The sequence below is a fragment of the Pseudomonas reactans genome (assembly GCF_013385825.1).
GTDB lineage: Bacteria > Pseudomonadota > Gammaproteobacteria > Pseudomonadales > Pseudomonadaceae > Aquipseudomonas > Aquipseudomonas reactans.
The window spans coordinates 587,434-606,940 of the sequence record NZ_JACAPG010000002.1; the positions used below are offsets into that span (position 1 = coordinate 587,434).

The following is a 19,507-nucleotide window of genomic DNA, read 5'->3' on the forward strand; positions in this document are numbered from 1 at the left end:
TCCCAGTTCCCCTATAGGATGCCGGGCACACCATGGACCTTCGTCAACTGCGCTACTTCATCGCGCTCAACGAGCACCGCAGTTTCGTGCGCGCGGCGGAGGCCATGGGCATCACGCAACCAGCGTTCAGCCGCAGCATCCAGGGCCTGGAACAGGAATTCGGCTGTGTGCTGGTGGACCGCGCGAACAAAGACCTGCGCCCCACCCCCGAAGGCCAGGTGGTGCTGCAACACGCATTGAGCCTGGTGCAAGGCGCGGCGTTGCTGAGCCATGAAGTCACGCGCATGACCAAACTCGACGCCGGTGAAGTGCGCTTCGGCAGCGACGCTGTGGCCGCCGTGAACTTGGTGCCCCAGACGATCGCGCGCTTTGTCTCCACCTACCCCAAGGTGCGCACTGCGTTGCAGGTGGATAACTGGGAAAAACTCGGACGCAGCCTGAACCGTGAAGAGATCGAATTCTTTATCGCCGACGTGCGTCACTTCGAGGCTGACCCGAACTTTCAGACCCAGGCCCTGACGCCTCGGCGCAGCGTGTTTTTCTGCCGCGCCGGGCACCCGCTACTGGCCAAGGAAAGCCTGTCCACCAACGACCTGTTCAGCCACCCGCTGGCCACGCCACTGATTGCGCCCGGCATTCGCAAGCTGCTGGCCAACCTCAGTGGGCGCATCGACTTTGCACCCACCATCGAGCTTGAACAGTTCGCGGCGCTGGCCACCATCGTGCGGCAATCCGACGCCATCGGCCTGGGCGCCGAAGAGGCTTTCGTCGACGCATTCGCCAGTGGTCAATTACAGGTGCTGCACTGGCGCAATCTGCCACACGCGTTGGACAGCCTCGGCAATCGTTGCGGGGTGATCAGCCGCGCTGGGGTGCGTTTGTCGCCTGCGGCGAAGGCGTTGATCGAAACCCTGCTGGCGGTGGAAAACCAAGCCGATTGGCCCGCGCGAATGTCCCAAAGTCATTGAAACGCACGCCCATCTCAGCCATCACCTTATGGGCCACCTTAGCCGTCATCTGGCGGATGTAAAACGGTTCCTTCACCACAAAATGGTGGATGCCATGGGTGCTGCCAAAGTTGAAGCAGAACGCCTGCAACGGCCACATCCACCAGGGGTTCAGCACTTGGGTCTGCTGGATCACATTGCCCAGTTCCACATCGCCGTAGTAGTGCATGTTGGAGCTGACAAAGTGCAGGCAAAAGGTGCGTAGCACGTTGGGGCCGATGATCACCACGGCGGCGATATCAACCACCTGCATCATCTGCAGGGTACCGGCGGACCACTCGATGGGCGCGCCGAACAGACCGGCGACGCCGTTGGCGGCATGAAAACCGAGGAACACGTACCACGCGCCCCAATGCAGCAGCGCCAGGGGTGCATACACCAGCAGTGAGCGTTTGAGGATCATCAGTTTGTGCTTCCAGGTCTTGGCCCGCAGGATGCGGATAAACGCCGACATGACGTTATCGCCGACCATCAGCAACCGCGCAAAGCCCCAGGGCTCGCCGTTGGTGATGGCGCGCTCTTCCATATCGGTCTCGGTGCCGGAGACCTTGTGATGGTTGAGATGCAGGTGCCGGCGCACCCACGGGTTGATCGTGCTCGGCCGCGCCAGCCACACCAGGCCCATCATCAGGTTGTGGGGCAGGCGCTGCTTGCGAAAGTACATGCTGTGGATCAGGTCGTGTTCCAGCTCGTGGGTCAGTGAAGCCAGGAACGCATTGAGCAGCAGGCACACCCACCAGGCCATATGACCCGTGATGTAGAGCGCCGCCGAGCCCAGCATGCCGAGCAGTGCAAACGCCAGGATGCCCGCGCCCAGCGCGTCCTGATGCAGCAGCCAAGGGTGTTGCTGGCGCAGTCGCACGCCTTCGGCCAGCACCACTTCACGGATATGCGCGGAGCGCTGTTGAGCGTTCATCTGCTGGGGACTTGCAGAAGTACCGTCCATGCTTCCATCCTCTTGTTTATTGATGCTCACATCCTGCCCCAAGCGATCAATCAGGATGCTAGCCCCGGACGCCAACCTGTTGACCGCACGCGCCAATCGCCATGACCGAACCCACCTCCCTCGCCAGTTGGACCCGCGCACTGCGCAAGCAGCTCGACGCCCTGGGCCTCGACAGCGCCGCGTTGTGCCAACAAGCCGGGCTCGACCCGCAGCAGATGGACGATCCCAACGCACGCTACCCGCTGTCGGCCACCACGCGCTTGTGGGAACTGGCGGTGCAGGCCAGCGGCGATCCAGCGATTGGGCTGCGGGTGTCGCGGTTCGTCAGCCCCACCACGTTTCATGCGCTGGGATATGCGCTGGTGGCCAGTGGGAGCTTGCGCGAGGTGTTCGAGCGCATCGTGCGGTATCACCAGGTGGTCAGCGATGCCTTGAGCCTGGAGCTGAGCGGCGACGGCGAACGCTATCGGTTCCGCTTGCTGCAACTACCGGGAAACCCAGCGCCAGCCTTCGAGGCCATCGATGCGTTTGCGGCGATCTATGTGCGTACCTGTCGCAATCGCCTGGGGCGCGAATACGCTCCGCTGGCGGTGTACCTGCGAAGGCCGGAACCGGCCGATCCCAAGCCATGGCACACAGTATTTCGCGCGCCGGTGTTTTTCGGCGCTGAGGAAGACCGCCTGGAGTTCGCCGCCCAGGATTTCGACAGCCTCCTGGACGATGCCAACCCCGAACTGGCCGAACACAACGAAACCGTGCTCAAGCGCACCCTCGCCCAACTGCAACCGCTGACCTGGGAGCGCAAGGTACGCCGGGTGATCGAAGCGCAATTGCCCGACGGCGAGCCCAGCGCTGAGCGCGTCGCCCAGGCGCTGCACCTGAGCCTGCGCAGCCTGCAACGGCATCTGGCGGATGAAGGCTGCCGGTTTGATGCGTTGCTCAATGAGTGCCGGGAGAATTTGGCGTTGCTGCATTTGCGGGATCCGCAGTGCTCATTGGCCGAGATCAGCCATTTACTTGGGTTCGCCGACACCAGCAGTTTCAACCGCGCGTTCAAGCGCTGGACGGGGATGACGCCGGGGCAGTTTCGGGAGGGTTTGCGCTAGCAGTACCGACCTCCCGAAACTTGTCAGCGAAAAAAGGGAGTACGGCTTCAAGATGTCACTGTAAATTCAATAAAAGGTGTCCAAGGCGAGCGCTGCCGGTTATCTGTTTGCCAGCCGAACACTTTAAAAGTACCAGGCCCCAGATAAGCGTCGAACGTCCAGTTCCCCTGCTCATCCACTATGGCACTGCCAATATCATCGCCATTAGTCGGGACAGTGAAAAAATAAACCCACCAACCAGGAAGGCCAGTGCCTGAAAACTTGACAGGGTTCGAGTAAGTTCCACCGCCCTGCGGGGTACTTACCACTGGAGGATCTATTGCAGTATTTTCTGGAACGTCCTTTGTTGCGGGTTTAGATGACATGAGTGCTCACTCCTTGAATGTCACAATTGACGATCAAAGTCTGCACTCCCTTAAACACCCAATCTACTGTCAACCTTGACAGGTACGAGCCTACTTACAGGCTAGCGCCCACGATCACGCCGCAACACCTTCTTCACCCGCGCCACCAAGGCCTTGGCTTCAAACGGCTTGAGCAAGTAATCATCCTCATGCAGTTCCAACCCGCGCAGGCGGTCCTCGATCCCTTCCGGGGTCGTCAAGAACAACACCGGCGTCTCGCCCTTCTTGCGAATCGCCTGCTGCAACTTCCAGGCATTCAAACCCGGCAACATGACATCCAGGATCACCAAGTCATAGTCAGTGCTTTCCACAAACCGCTGAGCTGCCATGCCATTGGCTGCGACTTCCACTGCGAAGCCGGCCTCACTCAAGCCCTGGGCCATGAGTTGCGCCAATTTCGGCTGGTCTTCCACTAACAACACCTGCATGCCTACCTCTTGGTTCATTACAAACCTGTAATCGAATTGTTCGGCTTTTGACCGAGACCGCTGGCTAAGGTAGCGGCCTGCTTTCTGGAGCCGTTCCCATGTACCGCAATGCCTTGTTCTTGAGCTTCGCCATCAGCGCCAGCGTCCTGGCAGCACCACCGCTGCCGCGCCACGCTGACCTGGATTTGCACACCGCACGCCAACTGGCAGACGCCAGCCTGGCGCAGTGCACGGCGGCACTTACCGTACTCGACCGGGGCGGTAATCCATTGCTGAGCCTGCGAGCCGATGGCGTTGGCCCGCACAACAGTCTCGCCAGCCAACGCAAGGCATACACCGCGCTATCGACAAAAACCCCGACTCGCTTGTTTGCCGAGCGCGCCCGCAACAACCCCGAAGCGGCCAACCTTAACAGCTTGCCCGAATTGCTGTTGCTCGGCGGCGGCGTGCCGTTGTTCGCCGACGCTGAACTGGTCGGTGCACTCGGCATCGCCGGTGCCGGCGGCGCTGCGCAGGACGAAGCCTGTGCCATCAAGGCTGCCGAGCAACTGGGTTTGCGCGTCACCCCCTGACTCCACCTCGAAAGGACCTCTCGATGAAAACCCTAAGCATGACCCTCGCCGCCCTCAGCCTGAGCAGCCTGTGCAATCTGGCATTCGCGGACGGCAACCCCCTGAGCGTGCACGTGCTCAACCTGGAAAACGGCCTGCCGTCTGCCGGTGTCAGCGTCACCCTGGAGCAACACGTAGGCGATCACTGGCAGTCGCTGTCCGAAGGTGTCACCAACCAGCAGGGGCGCATCGCCGAACTGTTCCCGGCCAACCAAGCCATGAAGCCCGGCGAGTACCGCGTGGTGTTCAAGACCGGCGATTACTACAAAAAAGCCGGTCGCGAGACATTTTTCCCCGAAGTGCCGGTCATTTTCCAGGTCAAGCAGGCCGACCAGCACTACCACATCCCGTTGCTGCTTAGCCCTTACGGTTTCTCCACGTATCGCGGCTCCTAGTTCAACCGTCAACGCCTGCGGCATGCCGCAGGCGTTGCAGGTCGAGCACCTCAATCGCACCGTAACTCAAGCCGAGGATGCCCTGCTGCTCCAGCGCCTTGAGCAGACTGTTGATGGTCTGACGCGACAGGCCCAACATCGCCGCCAAATCTTCCTGCGGCAACTGCAGGACGCGGCGCGTCTGGGCTATTTCACCGTAGCCTTCGGCGATCATCAGCAACCGATGGGCCAGACGCACCGACGTGGGCATCAGGCTTATCTGTTCGATATTGATCAACGACAGGCGCAACTTGTGGCTCATCAGCAGCGCCACATCCCGCCAGTACGCCGGGTAATCGTCGAGGATTTCGAGCATAGGTCCCTGCGGGATCTGCAACAGTGTGCACGGGCCCATCGCCAGCGCATCGTGCGTGCGCGGCAAGCTGTCAAACAGGCATATCTCACCGAACCAGTAAGGCGACTCGACCAGGCTCAGTACCGCTTCCTTGCCTTGGGCATTGACCGCGCTGATCCGCACGGCGCCTTCCAGCACGGCATACAAGCCGCACGGCGGATCGCCGCGCTTGAACAGATACTCTCCCGCCGCGAGCTGTCTCACGCGGGAATTAGCCAGCAAGCTATGCTGAAAAGGCGCGGGCAGGTGGCTGAACCAATGACCGGTGGCCAACCGCGAGCGCCATTGTTCCGCGTCCATGTGAACTCCTAAGATTGTCGCCCAACTGACAGTTCGCCACCGGCTGACAAGGCATGATCAAGCATCCTACAGGAGGAACAACAATGAAAAGCCTCGTCGACCACCTCAGTCAATACGCTGCCTACCACCGCGACCCGCGCAACATCGCCAGCCACTTTGTCGGCATCCCGCTGATTGTCGTCGCGGTAGCCGTGCTTCTGTCCCGCCCTGAGTGGGCTGTCGGTGGGCTGTGGATCTCACCGGCCGTTCTTCTAGCGCTGTTTTCGGCGTGGTTTTACCTGCGCCTGGAGTTGGCACTGGGCGTGCTGATGACGGTATTGATGGGCCTGTCGGTATGGGCCGGGCATGTGCTGGCGGCGCAGAGCACGTTGGTGTGGCTCAGCAGCGGCATCGGGATGTTTGTGGTGGGTTGGGTGATTCAGTTTGTCGGGCATTACTACGAAGGCAAGAAGCCGGCGTTTGTGGATGACGTGTCGGGGCTGATCGTGGGGCCGTTGTTTGTGGTGGCGGAGTTGGCGTTTCTGCTGGGGCTGCGCCATGACCTCAAGCAACAGATCGAGGAGCGTTCGGGGCCGGTACGTACCCACCGCCACAATTCCCCAGCCTGAAACCTTGTAGGAGCCGGCTTGCCGGCGATGGGGCCCTCAAGACCGCCATCGCCGGCAAGCCGGCTCCTACAGAGGGATCAGCGTTCTTAGGCTTTTTGCCAGACCTTGGGTTTGAAGAACAGCGTCTCGCCGCGTGCCAAGTTGGTCAGGCTGTCATGGTCTTTCACCACTTCGGCTTCGATCAATTCGCTCTGGCCTTCGACCTTCAAGGTCACACGCGTGGTCGCGCCCAGCGGGCGAATATCACGCACTTCAGCCGCGTGATGGTCTTCCAGCTCATGTCGCGACAGCGACACTTCGTGCGGGCGGAACAGCACGTGTTTGTCTTCGCCCAGGTGCAGGCGGTTCGAATCACCGAGGAAGTGATAGACGAAGTCGCTCGCCGGGTTTTCGTAGACCTCACCCGGTGAACCGATCTGCTCGATCACGCCCTTGTTCATCACCACGATGCGGTCGGCGACTTCCATCGCCTCTTCCTGGTCGTGGGTCACGAACACCGACGTCAGGTTGATGTCTTCGTGCAGGCGCGCCAGCCAGCGACGCAGCTCTTTACGCACCTTGGCGTCGAGGGCGCCGAAGGGTTCGTCCAGCAGCAGCACTTTGGGTTCGACCGCCAGGGCGCGGGCCAGGGCGATACGCTGGCGCTGACCACCGGACAACTGCTCCGGGTAGCGATCCGACAACCAATCCAGCTGCACCATGTTCAACAGCTCATGCACCTTGACCGCGATCTGGCTTTCGTTCGGGCGCTGGTTCTTCGGTTTCATGCGCAGGCCGAACGCCACGTTGTCGAACACGGTCATGTGGCGGAACAGCGCGTAGTGCTGGAATACAAAGCCGACATTGCGATCACGCACGTCGTGGCCGGAGACGTCTTCACCGTGAAACACGATGCTGCCGTCATCCGGGGTTTCCAGGCCGGCGATGATGCGCAGCAAGGTGGTCTTGCCGCAGCCGGACGGGCCAAGCAACGCCACCAGCTCGCCACTCTGGATGTCCAGGTTGATGCTGTTCAGGGCCTTGAAGGCGTTGAAGTTCTTGCTGACATTACGGACTTCGATCGACATGACTTATTCCTCAGCCGCACCGGCGCGCAGGCGGTTAATACGGTTCTCGCTCCACTGCTTGAGCAGCAGGATGAAGAGCGCCAGGATCAGCAGCAGGCTCGCGACGGCAAACGCGGCGACATGGTTGTATTCGTTGTAGAGGATCTCGACGTGCAGCGGCAAGGTGTTGGTTACGCCGCGAATGTGGCCGGACACCACCGACACCGCGCCGAACTCACCCATGGCCCGTGCGGTACACAGCACCACGCCGTAGATCAGACCCCATTTGATGTTCGGCACGGTCACGTGCCAGAACATCTGCCAGCCGTTGGCACCGAGCAGACGCGCAGCCTCTTCTTCCTGAGTGCCCTGCTCCTGCATCAGCGGGATCAGCTCACGGGCCACGAAGGGCACGGTGACGAAGATGGTCGCCAGCACGATGCCGGGCAAGGCGAACACGATCTGGATGTCATGGTCCTGCAGCCACGGGCCGAAGAAGCCCTGGGCGCCGAACATCAGCACATAGACCAGGCCGGCGATGACCGGCGACACCGAGAACGGCAAGTCGATCAGCGTGACCAGGATGCTTTTGCCACGGAACGAGTACTTGCTCACGCACCACGCGGCGCTGACGCCGAACACCAGGTTGAGCGGCACCGAAATCACCACGGCGATTACCGTGAGTTTCAACGCCGACAGGGCGTCGGGCTCGAGAATCGCGGTGAAGAACGCGCCGAGGCCGTTCTTCAAGCCCTGGGTCACCACGATAAACAGCGGCAACAACAGAAACAGCGCAAACACCAGCCAGCCAAGGCCGATCAGGATACGTCGCGATGCCGCGCTGCCACGACGGGCAGCGTTGGCCGAGGACGCGGCGGAAATAGACGATTGGGACATGTTCCGCGCCTCCTTATGGACGTTCGATGCGCCGCTGCAGCAAGTTGATCAGCAGCAGCAGGACAAAGGAAACCACCAGCATCAATACGCCGATGGACGTGGCGCCGCGGTAGTCGTATTGGTCGAGCTTGACCATGATCAGCAGCGGCAGGATCTCGGTTTTCATCGGCATGTTGCCGGCGATGAAGATCACCGAGCCGTACTCACCGACACCACGGGCAAACGCCAGGGCGAAACCGGTCAACCAGGCGGGCAGCAACGCGGGCACCAGGATGTGACGGAACACCTGCAACGGCTTGGCGCCCAGGCAGGCGGCAGCTTCTTCGACTTCCCGGGGGATATCGGCCAATACCGGCTGCACCGTGCGCACCACGAACGGCAGCGTGACAAAGGTCAGCGCCAGGGTGATACCCAACGGGGTGTAGGCGATCTTGAAGCCCAGGTCGGCGGCGAACTGGCCAACCAGGCCGTTAGGCGTGTACAGCGCGGTCAGCGCGATACCGGCGACAGCGGTGGGCAAGGCGAATGGCAGGTCGATCATCGCATCGATGACCTTGCGGCCGGGGAAGGTGTAGCGCACCAGCACCCAGGCCAGCAGCGTACCGATCACGCCGTTGATCAACGCGGCGTACAGCGCGGTGCTGAAGCTCAGTTGCAACGCCGCCAGCACGCGTGGTGCGGAGATGATGTTCCAGAACTGATCCCAGGTGAGTTGAGCGGCGTGTACAAACATCGCCGCGAGGGGGATGAGTACGATCAGGCTGAGGTACACCACGGTGTAGCCCAGCGTCAGCCCGAAGCCGGGTATGACGGGGGAGATACGACGCGACATAAGAGTCCTTGGTTAGCGGAACAGACATGCAAAACCCGCAAACGAATGCGGGCTTTCCTGACCCTCTGTAGGAGCGGGCTTGCCCGCGAAGATCGTCAACGATAACGCGAGCTGTCTGGATGCACGCGGTGTCTTGAAGTTTTTCGCGAGCAAGCTCGCTCCTACAGTGGGGTTGGCGTTACTGCGCGGTGTAAATCTGGTCGAACACGCCACCGTCGTTAAAGAATTTCGGTTGGGCAGTTTTCCAGCCGCCGAAGTCTTTGTCGATAGTCACCAGGTCCAGTTTCGGGAACTGCTGGGCGTATTTGGCGGCGACTTTTGCATCGCGTGGGCGGTAGAAGTTCTTCGCCGCAATCTCCTGGCCAGCCGGGCTGTACAGGTGTTTCAGGTATTCAGTGGCGATTTCGGTGTTGCCCTTTTTCTCGGCGTTCTTGTCGACCACGGCCACTGGCGGCTCCGCGAGGATCGACAGGGAAGGCACGACGATATCGAACTTGTCAGCGCCGCCGTCTTCCTTCAACGCCAGGAACGCTTCGTTTTCCCAGGCCAACAACACGTCACCCTGACCGTTGTTGACGAAGGTGATGGTCGAACCGCGAGCGCCGGTGTCCAGCACAGGCACGTGCTTGAACAGTTCTTTCACGTATTCCTGGGCCTTGGCTTCGCTGCCACCGGTTTTCAGGCCGTAGGCCCAGGCGGCGAGGAAGTTCCAGCGGGCGCCGCCGGAGGTTTTCGGGTTCGGGGTGATCACGGACACGTCTTTCTTGATCAGGTCGCCCCAATCCTTGATGCCTTTAGGGTTGCCCTTGCGCACCAGGAACACGATGGTCGAGGTGTACGGAGTGCTGGCGTCCGGCAGGCGGGTCTGCCAGTTTTCCGGCAGGGTCTTGCCCAGCTTGGCGATTTCGTCGATGTCACCGGCCAGGGCCAGGGTGACCACGTCGGCGCGCAGGCCGTCGATCACCGCACGGCCTTGTTTACCCGAACCCCCGTGGGATTGCTGGATCTTGACGTTGTCGCCGGGGTGGGACTGTTTCCAGAAGTTGGTGAACTCAGCGTTGTAGTCCTGGTACAGCTCACGGGTCGGGTCGTACGAGACGTTGAGCAACTCGTAGTCCTTGGCAACGGCGGAACCTGCAAACACGGCGCTGGCCAGGGCGGCCAGGGCATAACGGCGAATCGACGACATAGAAGCTCCTGAAAATTCTGGGGTGTTGGCTTTTTCTTATTAAGTGCGGGTCTATCGCCGTTACTGCTTAGCTCGGTTTGTTACCCGGGTTTTGCAAACGGAATTTTTCTTTGCGTTCGATCTGTACCACTTGCGCGTTGTGCACAGTGATTTCCACCGCGCCAAACCGCAGATCGCGCAAGGCGCTCTGGATCTCACGCAAAATGGTTGCTTCGTCCTGGCCGTCGACGCTACGTAGAGATGCGCTCATGGTCTCGCTCCTGAAATGAATAGTGCCTCGCAGTGGCGGCACTGCTTGCGGCGTGAGAGCGATAGTAGATAAGCGCAGATATTCTTAAAAATACTATTTAAGAATGTTTATATAACCAGAAAGAATTTTCTGGTGGAACGTGGGGTTGCGTGCGGGTTTCGCGTCAAACCCCTTTCAAAATAACCACACAGTCCCGTAGGAGCCGGCTTGCCGGCGATAGAACTTGAAGCGTGCGCAGGTCGTTCGGGCCTCATCGCCGGCAAGCCGGCTCCTACAGGTTTTGCACTGCGGTTAGCGGATAACGGGGGCTCGTGACCAATCAATTTCCTGCGCCGGCACCGGCCTGCCAAACCAATACCCCTGCCCCATATCGCAATCGTGATCCAACAAAAACCGCGCCTGTTCAATCTGCTCGATGCCCTCGGCATGCACTTGCATGCCCATGCTTTTAGCAAGGGCGATCACCACGCGCACGATGGCCGCGTCATCTTCATCACAGGGCAAACCAGCGACGAAGCCCTGGTCGATCTTGAGCTTCTGCACCGGCAGCCGCTTGAGGCGCAACAGCGACGAATAACCCGTACCAAAATCATCGATGGCCAGGCGCAGCCCCAACTCACGGAGACGGTGCATCTGCTCCAACGCGACCTCCGGGTCTTCCATCACCGCGCTCTCGGTGACCTCCAGCTCCAGGAAGGCCGGATCCAGGCCCGTGTCATGCAGCACCTGGGCGACCTGTTCATACAGCTCACGCCTTGCAAACAGGCGGCTGGACACATTGATGGCGATAAAACTCAGCGGGGCGCCATCAGCCAGCCATTGGCACATCTGCCGACACGCCTGGTCCATCACCCAGGCATCGATTTCAGCAATCAACCCGGTGCGCTCGGCGATCGGAATAAATTCCCCTGGCGGCACCAGGCCGCGTTCCGGGTGCTGCCAGCGCACCAGCGCTTCGACGCCGATCAGACGGCTGTTGTGCAGGTCGTGCACGGGTTGGTAATAGACGCAGAGTTCCTGCTGTTCGAGGGCGCGGCGCAGTTCGCTGGCAACTTCCACGCGATTCTGCGCATGTGCGGTCAGCTCCTCGGTATACAAGGCGTAGCCTTCACGGCCGGCGCTCTTGGCCTTGAACAGTGCGGAGTCGGCGTTACGCAGCAACTGCTCGGCGCTCAGGGCATCGTTGGGGAATAGGCTGATCCCGATACTGGCGCTGATAAACAGCTGGTGGCCGTCGAAGATAAAGGGCTGTTTCATCGCGTCCAGCATGCGCTGCGCCAGGCCCGCCGCCTGGGCCACCTGTGGACAACTTTCCGCCAGCACCGCGAACTCATCTCCCCCCAGTCGGGCCAGGGTCACGCCAGGGCCAAACAGCGCCTTGAGCCGTTCGCCCACCAACTTGAGCAACTGGTCACCGACGTTATGGCCCAGGCTGTCGTTGATGATCTTGAAGTGGTCCAGGTCCAGCAGCAGCAAGGCACAACCACGCTTGTGGATTTGTGCCGAGGCCAGCGCCTGCTCGGCGCGGTCGGTGAACAGGAGGCGGTTGGGCAGGTCGGTCAACGGGTCGTGGTGCGCGAGGTGGGCCAGTTCGTGCTCGGAGTCCTTGATGGCGCTGATGTCGGAAAACACCGCGACGTAATGGCTGACCTGGCCTTGGTCATCGTGAATCACGCGAATGGTTTGCCACTGTGGATAAATTTCACCGCTTTTGCGGCGGTTCCAGATTTCACCACTCCACTCGCCGGTGCGCTCCAGGCTCTGGAACATCTGTTGATAGAAATTCGACGAATGGCGCCCGGACTTGAACAGGCTGGGCGGGCGGCCCATGACGTCTTCGCGGCTGTAGCCGGTGATCTCCATGAAAGCCCGGTTGACGTGCACGATCAGCCCCTGTGCGTCAGTCACCAACACCCCTTCGCGGGTGCAATCGAACACGGCAGCGGCTTGGCGCAGGCGTTCACGGTTTTCTTTCAGCGGCTGTTGCCGTTGATGGGTACGGGCAAATCGGGCGCAGATCAGATAAATCAACAGGGCGCTAAGCGCCACCCACACATAGCCGCACACCTGCAGCCAGTGGTTCAGCTCACTCGGGTTATCGAGAAACTCGATCAATACGCGCTGAGTGACGCCGATCCACAGAACGGAAACCAGCAGGTATACCAGCCCCGCACGCAGGGCACCTCGGTATGAAAACAGCATATGGTCAGTAATCCTTACCAAAAAAACAGAATCGCCCTACAAAGGCTGCGGATTATAGAATAAGAAACATCCAGTCACTCCTATCTGAAAGGGCGGCTGGTTTTCTCTGTAGGCTTAGTGATAATGCGTGAGCTGTTCTTTTCTTTATCTGAGGGCCATACAGCCTATGTGGTACAACGGTTTTCTTGACCTGTCAGCCTGGCAACTGGTGGCGGTCACTCTGTTGATGACCCACGTGACCATCGTTGCGGTCACAGTCTATCTGCATCGCTATTCGGCCCATCGCTCCCTGGAGCTCAATGCCGGTCTGAAACACTTTTTCCGCTTCTGGCTGTGGTTGACCACGGCGCAGAACACCCGCGAGTGGACCGCCATCCACCGCAAGCACCACGCCAAGTGCGAAACCGTCGACGACCCGCACAGCCCGGTCATCAAGGGCCTGTCCACCGTGATGCGCAAAGGCGCCGAGTTGTACCGTGCCGAGGCCGAAAACCCCGAGACCCTGCGCATCTACGGCAAGAACTGCCCGGAAGACTGGGTCGAACGCAACATCTACACCCCCTACCCGCTGCTGGGCGTAGCGATCATGGGCGTGATCGACCTGCTGCTGTTCGGCACCATCGGCATCACCATCTGGGCGATCCAGATGATGTGGATCCCGTTCTGGGCTGCCGGCGTGATCAACGGCCTGGGGCATGCCGTGGGTTATCGCAACTTCGAATGCCGTGACGCGGCGACCAACCTGGTGCCGTGGGGCATCATCGTCGGTGGCGAAGAGCTGCATAACAACCATCACACCTACCCCAACTCCGCCAAGCTGTCGGTGAAGAAGTGGGAATTCGACATGGGCTGGGCATGGATCAAAGTCTTCAGCTTCCTGCGCCTGGCCAAGGTGCAACGCGTCGCGCCCATCGCCCACCGCGTGGAAGGCAAGGGCCATCTGGACATGGACACCGCCATGGCGATCCTCAATAACCGGTTCCAGATCATGGCCCAGTACCGCAAGTTGGTAATCGGTCCGCTGGTCAAGCAGGAGCTGGAAAAAGTCGATCACTCGGTGCGGCACCAGTTCCACCGCGCCAAGCGTCTGCTGTCGCGGGAAACCAGCTTGCTGGATGACCGCCACCATCTGCGTATCCAGAGCATGCTGGAACACAGCCAGGCGCTGAAAGTGATTTACGAGAAGCGTTTGGCGCTGCAGCAGATCTGGCTCAAGACCAGCTCCAATGGCCACGATATGCTGGCGGCCATCAAGGAATGGGTGCATGAAGCCGAGGCCAGCGGTATCCAGTCCCTGCGGGATTTCGCTCACCAATTGAAGACTTATTCACTGCGTCCTGCGGCAGCCTGATGGTGCGGTGGGAGGGCTTGCTCTCCCACCTATCAGCTTTTTGGCGTCATTTACCGGGCACCGGCAATCGGTCCTGTTGACGGAACTTCACCGTAATTACCCTCTCTCAATGAACACTTCGCCATCATGGTGGCCCCTTGTAGCGACCGCTGCTCCAACCTGCGGCGCGCCCAGAGAGAGTTGTGCCGATGGTTCACGAAAATCCATACTTGCCCGATCCTCCCACCGCTGAACATCCGCGTCCGGCTGCCGCCGCGACCCTGTTGGCGCTGGTGCATGCCCAGGGTGAAGTCGAGCGGTTGAGCGAGCGCGAGCAACTGCTGAGTTCGATGCTGGTGAGCGTGAACGCGGTGCTGTGGGCCATCGATTGGGAAACTCGCCGTGTGCTGTACGTGAGCCCGGCCTATGAACGCGTTTTCGGCCGTTCCGCCGGACTGCTGCTGGCCGACCATCGGGAATGGCGCAACAGTATTCACCCCGAAGACCTCGACTACGCCGAACACAGCCTGGCCCGCGTGCTGGAACAAGGCGCCGTGGAAGACCGCGAATACCGCATCATCACCGCCGACGGGCAGATCCGCTGGCTGAGTGACAAGTGCTACATCAACCAGCAGGTCGAACCCGGCGAACCGTTGATCGTGGTGGGCATGGCCGAAGACATCACTGAAAAGAAACAAATGGAGCTGGAGCTGCACCGCCTGGCTACCACCGACGTGCTGACCCAGAGCAGCAATCGCCGGCACTTCTTCGAATGCGCCAACCAGGCCTTCGATACGGCCTGTGCCCAAGGTGCGTCGCTGGCCTTCCTGCTGCTGGACATCGATGACTTCAAGGACGTCAACGACAGCTATGGCCACCTGGAAGGTGATCAGGTGTTGCGACGTATCGCCGAGAGCGGCCGCGGGGTATTACGCCGTGGCGATCTGTTCGGACGCATTGGCGGCGAAGAGTTCGCCGCCGTCCTGCCTGGCTGCGCGCCGGAGATGGCCTTGCAAGTGGCGGAGCGGCTGGGCAGGGAAATTCAGGAACTGAGTTTCAGCTATGAAGGCCAGGTTTTCAGCGTGACTATCAGTCAGGGACTGGCCAGCCTCACGGAGCAAGACTCGACACTGGACAGCCTGTTCGCCCGCGCCGATGCCGCTATGTACGAGGCCAAGCGCCAGGGGAAAAACCGCGTCATCGCGGGATAACACCGAACCCCTGTAGGAGCTGGCTTGCCAGCGATAGCGGTGGAGGCTGATACACCGCCATCGCTGGCAAGCCAGCTCCTACGGGGTGATCGGTGTGGACTTCAGGCCTTGCGTACCCGCATCAGTTCCGACAAGCCGACCTTAAGCAATCGCGCAGTCTTGCCCCGGGCCAGCTCTTCCAACCCTTCATGCTCAGTCAAGCGCGCCATCTGCGCGGCCAGGTTTACCACCAACGCATCCCGGCCATACACCCCGCCTTCCAGGGAGTAGGTCGCCGCAATCAGTTGGCGCAGTTCCAGCGGCAAACGCCAACGCGCGCGCAGTGCCGAACCATAGGCGGCGCCGAAGGTGTAGAGAGACTCACCAATCGCTTCGTCATCCAGCGCACCGCCGCCCTGGCGCCAGTCTTCCAGGCAGCGCAACAGCGCCAGGTCACCAAGCCGGTGGAGGATACCGGCGCTGTAACAGCGTTCGTGGTCCAGCTCCAACATGCGTGCCAACCGCCGAGCGTAGTCGGCGGTGTCCTGGGACAATTGCCAGTGGCGCTCGGCATAGGCCAACAGGGCCGGGTCGTCCAGCACCACGTTGTGCTTGAGCGCCAGGCCGAGGATCAGGTTCATGCTTTGCCCCGGCACCAGCTTTTGCAACGCCGCTGGCAAGGATTGAACGGGAGTGCCGTGATGGCCGGCGCTGTTCGCGGCCGCAATAAGCACAGCGGTGATTTGCGGGTCCGTGCGTACCTGGTCTTCCAGGCGCTTGAGGTCCAAGCCATCGGGGCCGAGACTGTGTTGCACGGCGGCTTTCACATCGACTCGCAACGGCGCGCCATCGGACGCTTCGCGGCGGCGCTCAAGGAACACCGGCAAGGTCATGCCCGGTGACAGCGGTGGAATCTCGCAGTACACCGTTTCACCTTCGTTGAGCAGCAGGTCTTGCAGGCGCTGGGTCAGGCCTTCCATATTCAAGGGTTTGGTCAGGTACGCCGTCGGCGCCAGGGGCAAGGCTTCACGCACGCTGGCGCTGTCGTTGCGACTGCTCAGCAGAATGAACGGCAACGCGGGCGAGCGGCGCTTCTGGCGCACGCTGCGCAGCAGGCTCAGACCATCGACGCCCGGAAGCTCCCAATCGGCCAGGATCAGGTCGTAGGCTTTTTCTCGCAGCAACGTCGCTGCTTGCTGCCCGTCCGCACACACATCCAGCCGTGCGTCGCAGCGCACATTCAACAACACTTGCTTGAGCAGGTCCCGCGACCAGGGATCCGCCTCGGCAATCAGCACACGGGGTACAGCGGGTAAATCAACAGCAGTCATCCAGCACGCTCCATCGGCAATGCTTGCACCTTAGACAATGCAGACGCCTACGTACAATGAACACGGCCTGAATGTGCGGCAATGGGCATAAAAAAACCCGCCGAAGCGGGTTTTTTCTGTCGATCAGGTCAGCATCCGCTTACAGCTCGGAGAAGCACTCTTCGATGATCGCCAGGCCTTTGTCCAACTGCTCGTCCGGCGAAGTCAGCGGGACCAGTACGCGCAACACGTTGCCGTAGGTGCCGCAGCTCAGCAGGATCAGGCCCTTGTCACGCGCCTTGGCCACCACGGCGGCAACCGCTGCGGCGTTTGGCTTGTGGCTGTCGCCACCTTCGAACAGCTCGACCGCGATCATTGCGCCCAGAGCACGCACTTCGCCGATCACCGGGTACTTGGCCTGAATGGCTTTCAGACCGGTCACCAGACGCTCGCCGACAGCCTTGCAGCGGTCCAGCAGGTGCTCTTCTTCGAACACTTCCATCACGGCCAGGGCCGCGGCGCAGGCGATCGGGCTACCGGCGTAGGTGCCGCCCAGGCCGCCGGGCGCGATGGCGTCCATGTACTCGGCCTTGCCGCACACGCCGGCCAGCGGGAAGCCGCCGGCGATGGACTTGGCGAAGGTAGTCAGGTCGGCAGCAACGCCCATCTGTTCCATCGCGAAGAAGGTGCCCGTACGGCCGGCACCAGTCTGTACTTCGTCGGCAATCAACAGGATGCCGTGCTTGTCGCACAGTTCACGCAGGCGCTTCATGAAGGACTTTGGCGCGACGTAGAAACCGCCTTCGCCCTGCACCGGCTCGATGATGATGGCAGCGATATCACGCGGCTCGGCATCGTTCTTGAAGATGCGTTCGATGCTGGCGATGGCGTCGTCGTCGCTCACACCGTGCAGTTCGTTCGGGAACAGCGCGCGGAACACGCCGCCTGGCATCAGGCCCATGCCGGCCGAGTAAGGCACGACTTTACCCGTGAGACCCAGGGTCATCATGGTGCGACCGTGGTAGGCGCCGGTGAAGGCGATCACACCGGCACGGCCCGTGGCGGCGCGGGCGATTTTCACGGCGTTTTCGACGGCTTCGGAACCGGTAGTGACCAGCAGGGTTTTCTTGGCGAAATCACCTGGGACCTTGGCGTTGATTTTTTCGCACAGTTCCACGTAAGGCTCGTAGGCCAGTACCTGGAAGCAGGTGTGCGTCAGCTTGTTCAGTTGCTCGGTCACGGCCGCGATGATTTTCGGGTGCACGTGGCCGGTGTTCAGCACGGCGATACCGCCGGCGAAGTCGATGAACTCGCGACCTTCAACGTCGGTCACGGTGGCGTTCTTCGCGGATTCGGCGAAGATCGGGTGAATCTGGCCAACACCGCGGGGGACAGCGGCTTCGCGGCGTTTCATCAGGGATGCGTTGGTCTTGCTCATAAAGTCCTCATTCGCCACTCATCGGGTGGCGTGGTCCAAGGAATACGTGGCGGGGAGGCAACTACGGCAGCATGCGATGATCGACTGCCGCAGCTTTCCCGGCCACTACGAATTACGGGGTGAAACACGCAAAGGGTCAGCGCTCTCGTGCCCTCTGCGTTTGCTGCGATCCCTTCCCGGCTTAGATGCCCAGGCAGAGGTATTTGATTTCCAGGTAATCCTCGATCCCGTACTTGGAGCCTTCACGGCCCAGGCCCGAGGCCTTGATGCCGCCAAACGGCGCCACTTCGTTGGAGATCAACCCGGTGTTGACGCCTACCATGCCGTACTCCAGGGCTTCGGCCACACGGAACACACGGCCCAGGTCGCGAGCGTAGAAGTAGGAAGCCAGGCCGAACTCGGTGTCGTTGGACATCGCGATCACTTCGGCTTCGTCCTTGAAACGGAACAGCGGTGCCAGCGGGCCGAAGGTTTCTTCCTTCGCCACGGCAGCGTCCTTCGGCACGTCGACCAGGATAGTCGGCTCGAAGAAGTTGCCTTCCATCACCTTGCCACCGGCCAACAGCTTGGCGCCTTTGCTCAGAGCATCAGCAATGTGTTCCTGGACCTTGGCCACGGCTTTTTCGTCGATCAGCGGGCCAGTGGTGGTGCCGTCTTCCAGACCGTTGCCGATCTTCAATTTGGTCACGGCCACTTTGAGTTTTTCCGCGAACGCGTCGTAGACCGAGTCCTGGATGTACAGGCGGTTGGCGCAGACGCAGGTCTGGCCGTTGTTGCGGTACTTGGAGATGATCGCGCCTTCGACGGCCTTATCCAGGTCCGCGTCGTCGAACACGATGAACGGCGCGTTGCCGCCCAGCTCCAGGGAAACTTTCTTGATGTCCTTGGCGCACTCGGCCATCAGTTGGCGACCGATTTCGGTCGAGCCGGTGAAGGACAATTTACGCACGATCGGGTTGCTGGTCAGCTCGCCGCCGATGTCGCCGGCGCTGCCGGTGACCACACTCAGCACGCCTTTTGGAATACCGGCGCGGTGCGCCAGCTCAACCAGGGCCAGGGCCGAAAACGGGGTTTGCGAAGCCGGCTTGATCACCATGGTGCAACCGGCGGCCAGGGCCGGGCCGGCTTTACGGGTGATCATCGCGGCCGGGAAGTTCCACGGGGTGATCGCAGCGGTCACGCCGATCGGCTGCTTGATCACGATCAGGCGCTTGTCAGGCTGGTGCCCAGGAATCACGTCGCCGTAGATGCGCTTGGCTTCTTCGGCAAACCACTCGATAAAGGAGGCGGCATAGACAATTTCGCCCTTGGCTTCGGCCAGTGGTTTGCCTTGCTCGAGGGTCATCAGGCGGCCGAGGTCGTCCTGGTTTTCGATCAACAGTTCGAACCAGCGGCGAAGCTTGTTGGCGCGCTCTTTGGCGGTCAGTGCACGCCAGGCTGGCAGCGCCTTGTCGGCGGCTTCGATGGCGCGGCGGGTTTCGGCGGCGCCCATCTTTGGCACGGTGCCGAGAATTTCGCCCGTGGCAGGGTTATTGACCTTGATCGTTTGACCGTTGTCCGCATCGACCCAAGCGCCATCGATAAAGGCTTGCTGGCGGAACAACTGGGCATCTTTAAGCTGCAT

At 60.8% G+C, this 19,507-nt stretch carries 20 protein-coding genes; 7 read left to right on the top strand and 13 right to left on the bottom strand.

The genetic code is table 11. The annotated features are described in order from the left end of the window. Positions 1–32 precede the first annotated feature (32 nt). Positions 33–968, top strand: coding sequence for a LysR family transcriptional regulator (locus HX868_RS02760; protein WP_177001827.1), 936 nt, complete (start codon positions 33–35; stop codon positions 966–968). On the opposite strand, the gene HX868_RS02765 is transcribed toward HX868_RS02760, so the two are convergent. After that, the gene (locus HX868_RS02765) at positions 859–1,953 is read right to left on the bottom strand and encodes a fatty acid desaturase (RefSeq protein WP_177001828.1); all 1,095 of its coding nucleotides are present in this window, start codon (positions 1,951–1,953) and stop codon (positions 859–861) included. The two genes, HX868_RS02760 and HX868_RS02765, sit on opposite strands and share 110 nt — an antisense overlap. A gap of 101 nt (positions 1,954–2,054) precedes the next feature. On the opposite strand from HX868_RS02765, the gene HX868_RS02770 reads away from it, so the two are divergent. Beyond that, positions 2,055–3,059, top strand: coding sequence for an AraC family transcriptional regulator (locus tag HX868_RS02770; protein ID WP_177001829.1), 1,005 nt, complete (start codon positions 2,055–2,057; stop codon positions 3,057–3,059). 47 nt (positions 3,060–3,106) lie between these two features. Here HX868_RS02770 and HX868_RS02775 read toward each other — a convergent pair whose 3' ends face one another. Both HX868_RS02775 and HX868_RS02780 read right to left on the bottom strand, forming a co-directional pair. Then, positions 3,107–3,424, bottom strand: coding sequence for a hypothetical protein (locus tag HX868_RS02775; protein WP_177001830.1), 318 nt, complete (start codon positions 3,422–3,424; stop codon positions 3,107–3,109). 101 nt (positions 3,425–3,525) lie between these two features. Continuing rightward, complete coding sequence (locus HX868_RS02780; protein ID WP_095014241.1) at positions 3,526–3,891, bottom strand: response regulator; 366 nt, start codon at positions 3,889–3,891, stop codon at positions 3,526–3,528. 98 nt (positions 3,892–3,989) lie between these two features. Between HX868_RS02780 and HX868_RS02785 the strand changes: the two genes are divergently transcribed. Continuing rightward, positions 3,990–4,463: a GlcG/HbpS family heme-binding protein gene (locus HX868_RS02785; RefSeq protein ID WP_177001831.1), complete on the top strand. Its 474-nt coding sequence runs from the start codon at positions 3,990–3,992 to the stop codon at positions 4,461–4,463. Positions 4,464–4,486: 23 nt separating this feature from the next. Beyond that, a complete protein-coding gene (gene uraH / locus HX868_RS02790) occupies positions 4,487–4,897 on the top strand; it encodes a hydroxyisourate hydrolase (RefSeq protein WP_095014240.1) in 411 nt (136 codons plus the stop codon). A gap of 1 nt (position 4,898) precedes the next feature. On the opposite strand, the gene HX868_RS02795 is transcribed toward uraH, so the two are convergent. Next, positions 4,899–5,591, bottom strand: coding sequence for a Crp/Fnr family transcriptional regulator (locus HX868_RS02795; RefSeq protein WP_177001832.1), 693 nt, complete (start codon positions 5,589–5,591; stop codon positions 4,899–4,901). An 83-nt stretch (positions 5,592–5,674) separates the two neighbouring features. Between HX868_RS02795 and HX868_RS02800 the strand changes: the two genes are divergently transcribed. Further along, a complete protein-coding gene (locus HX868_RS02800) occupies positions 5,675–6,199 on the top strand; it encodes an Mpo1 family 2-hydroxy fatty acid dioxygenase (RefSeq protein ID WP_177001833.1) in 525 nt (174 codons plus the stop codon). An 86-nt stretch (positions 6,200–6,285) separates the two neighbouring features. On the opposite strand, the gene HX868_RS02805 is transcribed toward HX868_RS02800, so the two are convergent. From HX868_RS02805 to dibA, 6 genes are all read right to left on the bottom strand, one after another. Then, complete coding sequence (locus HX868_RS02805) at positions 6,286–7,266, bottom strand: sulfate/molybdate ABC transporter ATP-binding protein (RefSeq protein ID WP_122730257.1); 981 nt, start codon at positions 7,264–7,266, stop codon at positions 6,286–6,288. A 3-nt stretch (positions 7,267–7,269) separates the two neighbouring features. Next, a complete protein-coding gene (gene cysW, locus HX868_RS02810) occupies positions 7,270–8,142 on the bottom strand; it encodes a sulfate ABC transporter permease subunit CysW (protein ID WP_010214166.1) in 873 nt (290 codons plus the stop codon). A gap of 13 nt (positions 8,143–8,155) precedes the next feature. Next, positions 8,156–8,974, bottom strand: coding sequence for a sulfate ABC transporter permease subunit CysT (gene cysT, locus HX868_RS02815; RefSeq protein WP_016975029.1), 819 nt, complete (start codon positions 8,972–8,974; stop codon positions 8,156–8,158). A 178-nt stretch (positions 8,975–9,152) separates the two neighbouring features. Then, positions 9,153–10,163, bottom strand: a complete 1,011-nt coding sequence (locus HX868_RS02820; RefSeq protein WP_028615255.1) for a sulfate ABC transporter substrate-binding protein — start codon at positions 10,161–10,163, stop codon at positions 9,153–9,155. Positions 10,164–10,230: 67 nt separating this feature from the next. Next, on the bottom strand, positions 10,231–10,413 hold the full coding sequence (oscA, locus tag HX868_RS02825; RefSeq protein WP_007941032.1) for a sulfur starvation response protein OscA: 183 nt from the start codon (positions 10,411–10,413) through the stop codon (positions 10,231–10,233). Positions 10,414–10,704: 291 nt separating this feature from the next. Continuing rightward, positions 10,705–12,615, bottom strand: a complete 1,911-nt coding sequence (dibA, locus tag HX868_RS02830) for a phosphodiesterase DibA (protein ID WP_177001834.1) — start codon at positions 12,613–12,615, stop codon at positions 10,705–10,707. 166 nt (positions 12,616–12,781) lie between these two features. On the opposite strand from dibA, the gene desA reads away from it, so the two are divergent. Further along, positions 12,782–13,966: a delta-9 fatty acid desaturase DesA gene (gene desA / locus HX868_RS02835; protein ID WP_177001835.1), complete on the top strand. Its 1,185-nt coding sequence runs from the start codon at positions 12,782–12,784 to the stop codon at positions 13,964–13,966. Positions 13,967–14,154: 188 nt separating this feature from the next. After that, positions 14,155–15,156 (top strand): sensor domain-containing diguanylate cyclase, encoded by a 1,002-nt coding sequence (locus HX868_RS02840; RefSeq protein WP_177001836.1) that lies wholly within the window; start codon positions 14,155–14,157, stop codon positions 15,154–15,156. A 101-nt stretch (positions 15,157–15,257) separates the two neighbouring features. Here HX868_RS02840 and HX868_RS02845 read toward each other — a convergent pair whose 3' ends face one another. The 3 genes from HX868_RS02845 to gabD all read right to left on the bottom strand — a co-directional run bounded on the left by HX868_RS02845 (position 15,258) and on the right by gabD (position 19,507). Further along, positions 15,258–16,466 carry an HDOD domain-containing protein gene (locus tag HX868_RS02845; RefSeq protein WP_177001837.1) on the bottom strand — a complete coding sequence of 403 codons (1,209 nt, stop codon included), beginning with the start codon at positions 16,464–16,466 and terminating at the stop codon, positions 15,258–15,260. Between the two features lie 139 nt (positions 16,467–16,605). Continuing rightward, positions 16,606–17,883 (bottom strand): 4-aminobutyrate--2-oxoglutarate transaminase, encoded by a 1,278-nt coding sequence (gabT, locus tag HX868_RS02850; protein WP_028615250.1) that lies wholly within the window; start codon positions 17,881–17,883, stop codon positions 16,606–16,608. Positions 17,884–18,064: 181 nt separating this feature from the next. Continuing rightward, positions 18,065–19,507, bottom strand: a complete 1,443-nt coding sequence (gabD, locus tag HX868_RS02855; protein ID WP_016976657.1) for an NADP-dependent succinate-semialdehyde dehydrogenase — start codon at positions 19,505–19,507, stop codon at positions 18,065–18,067.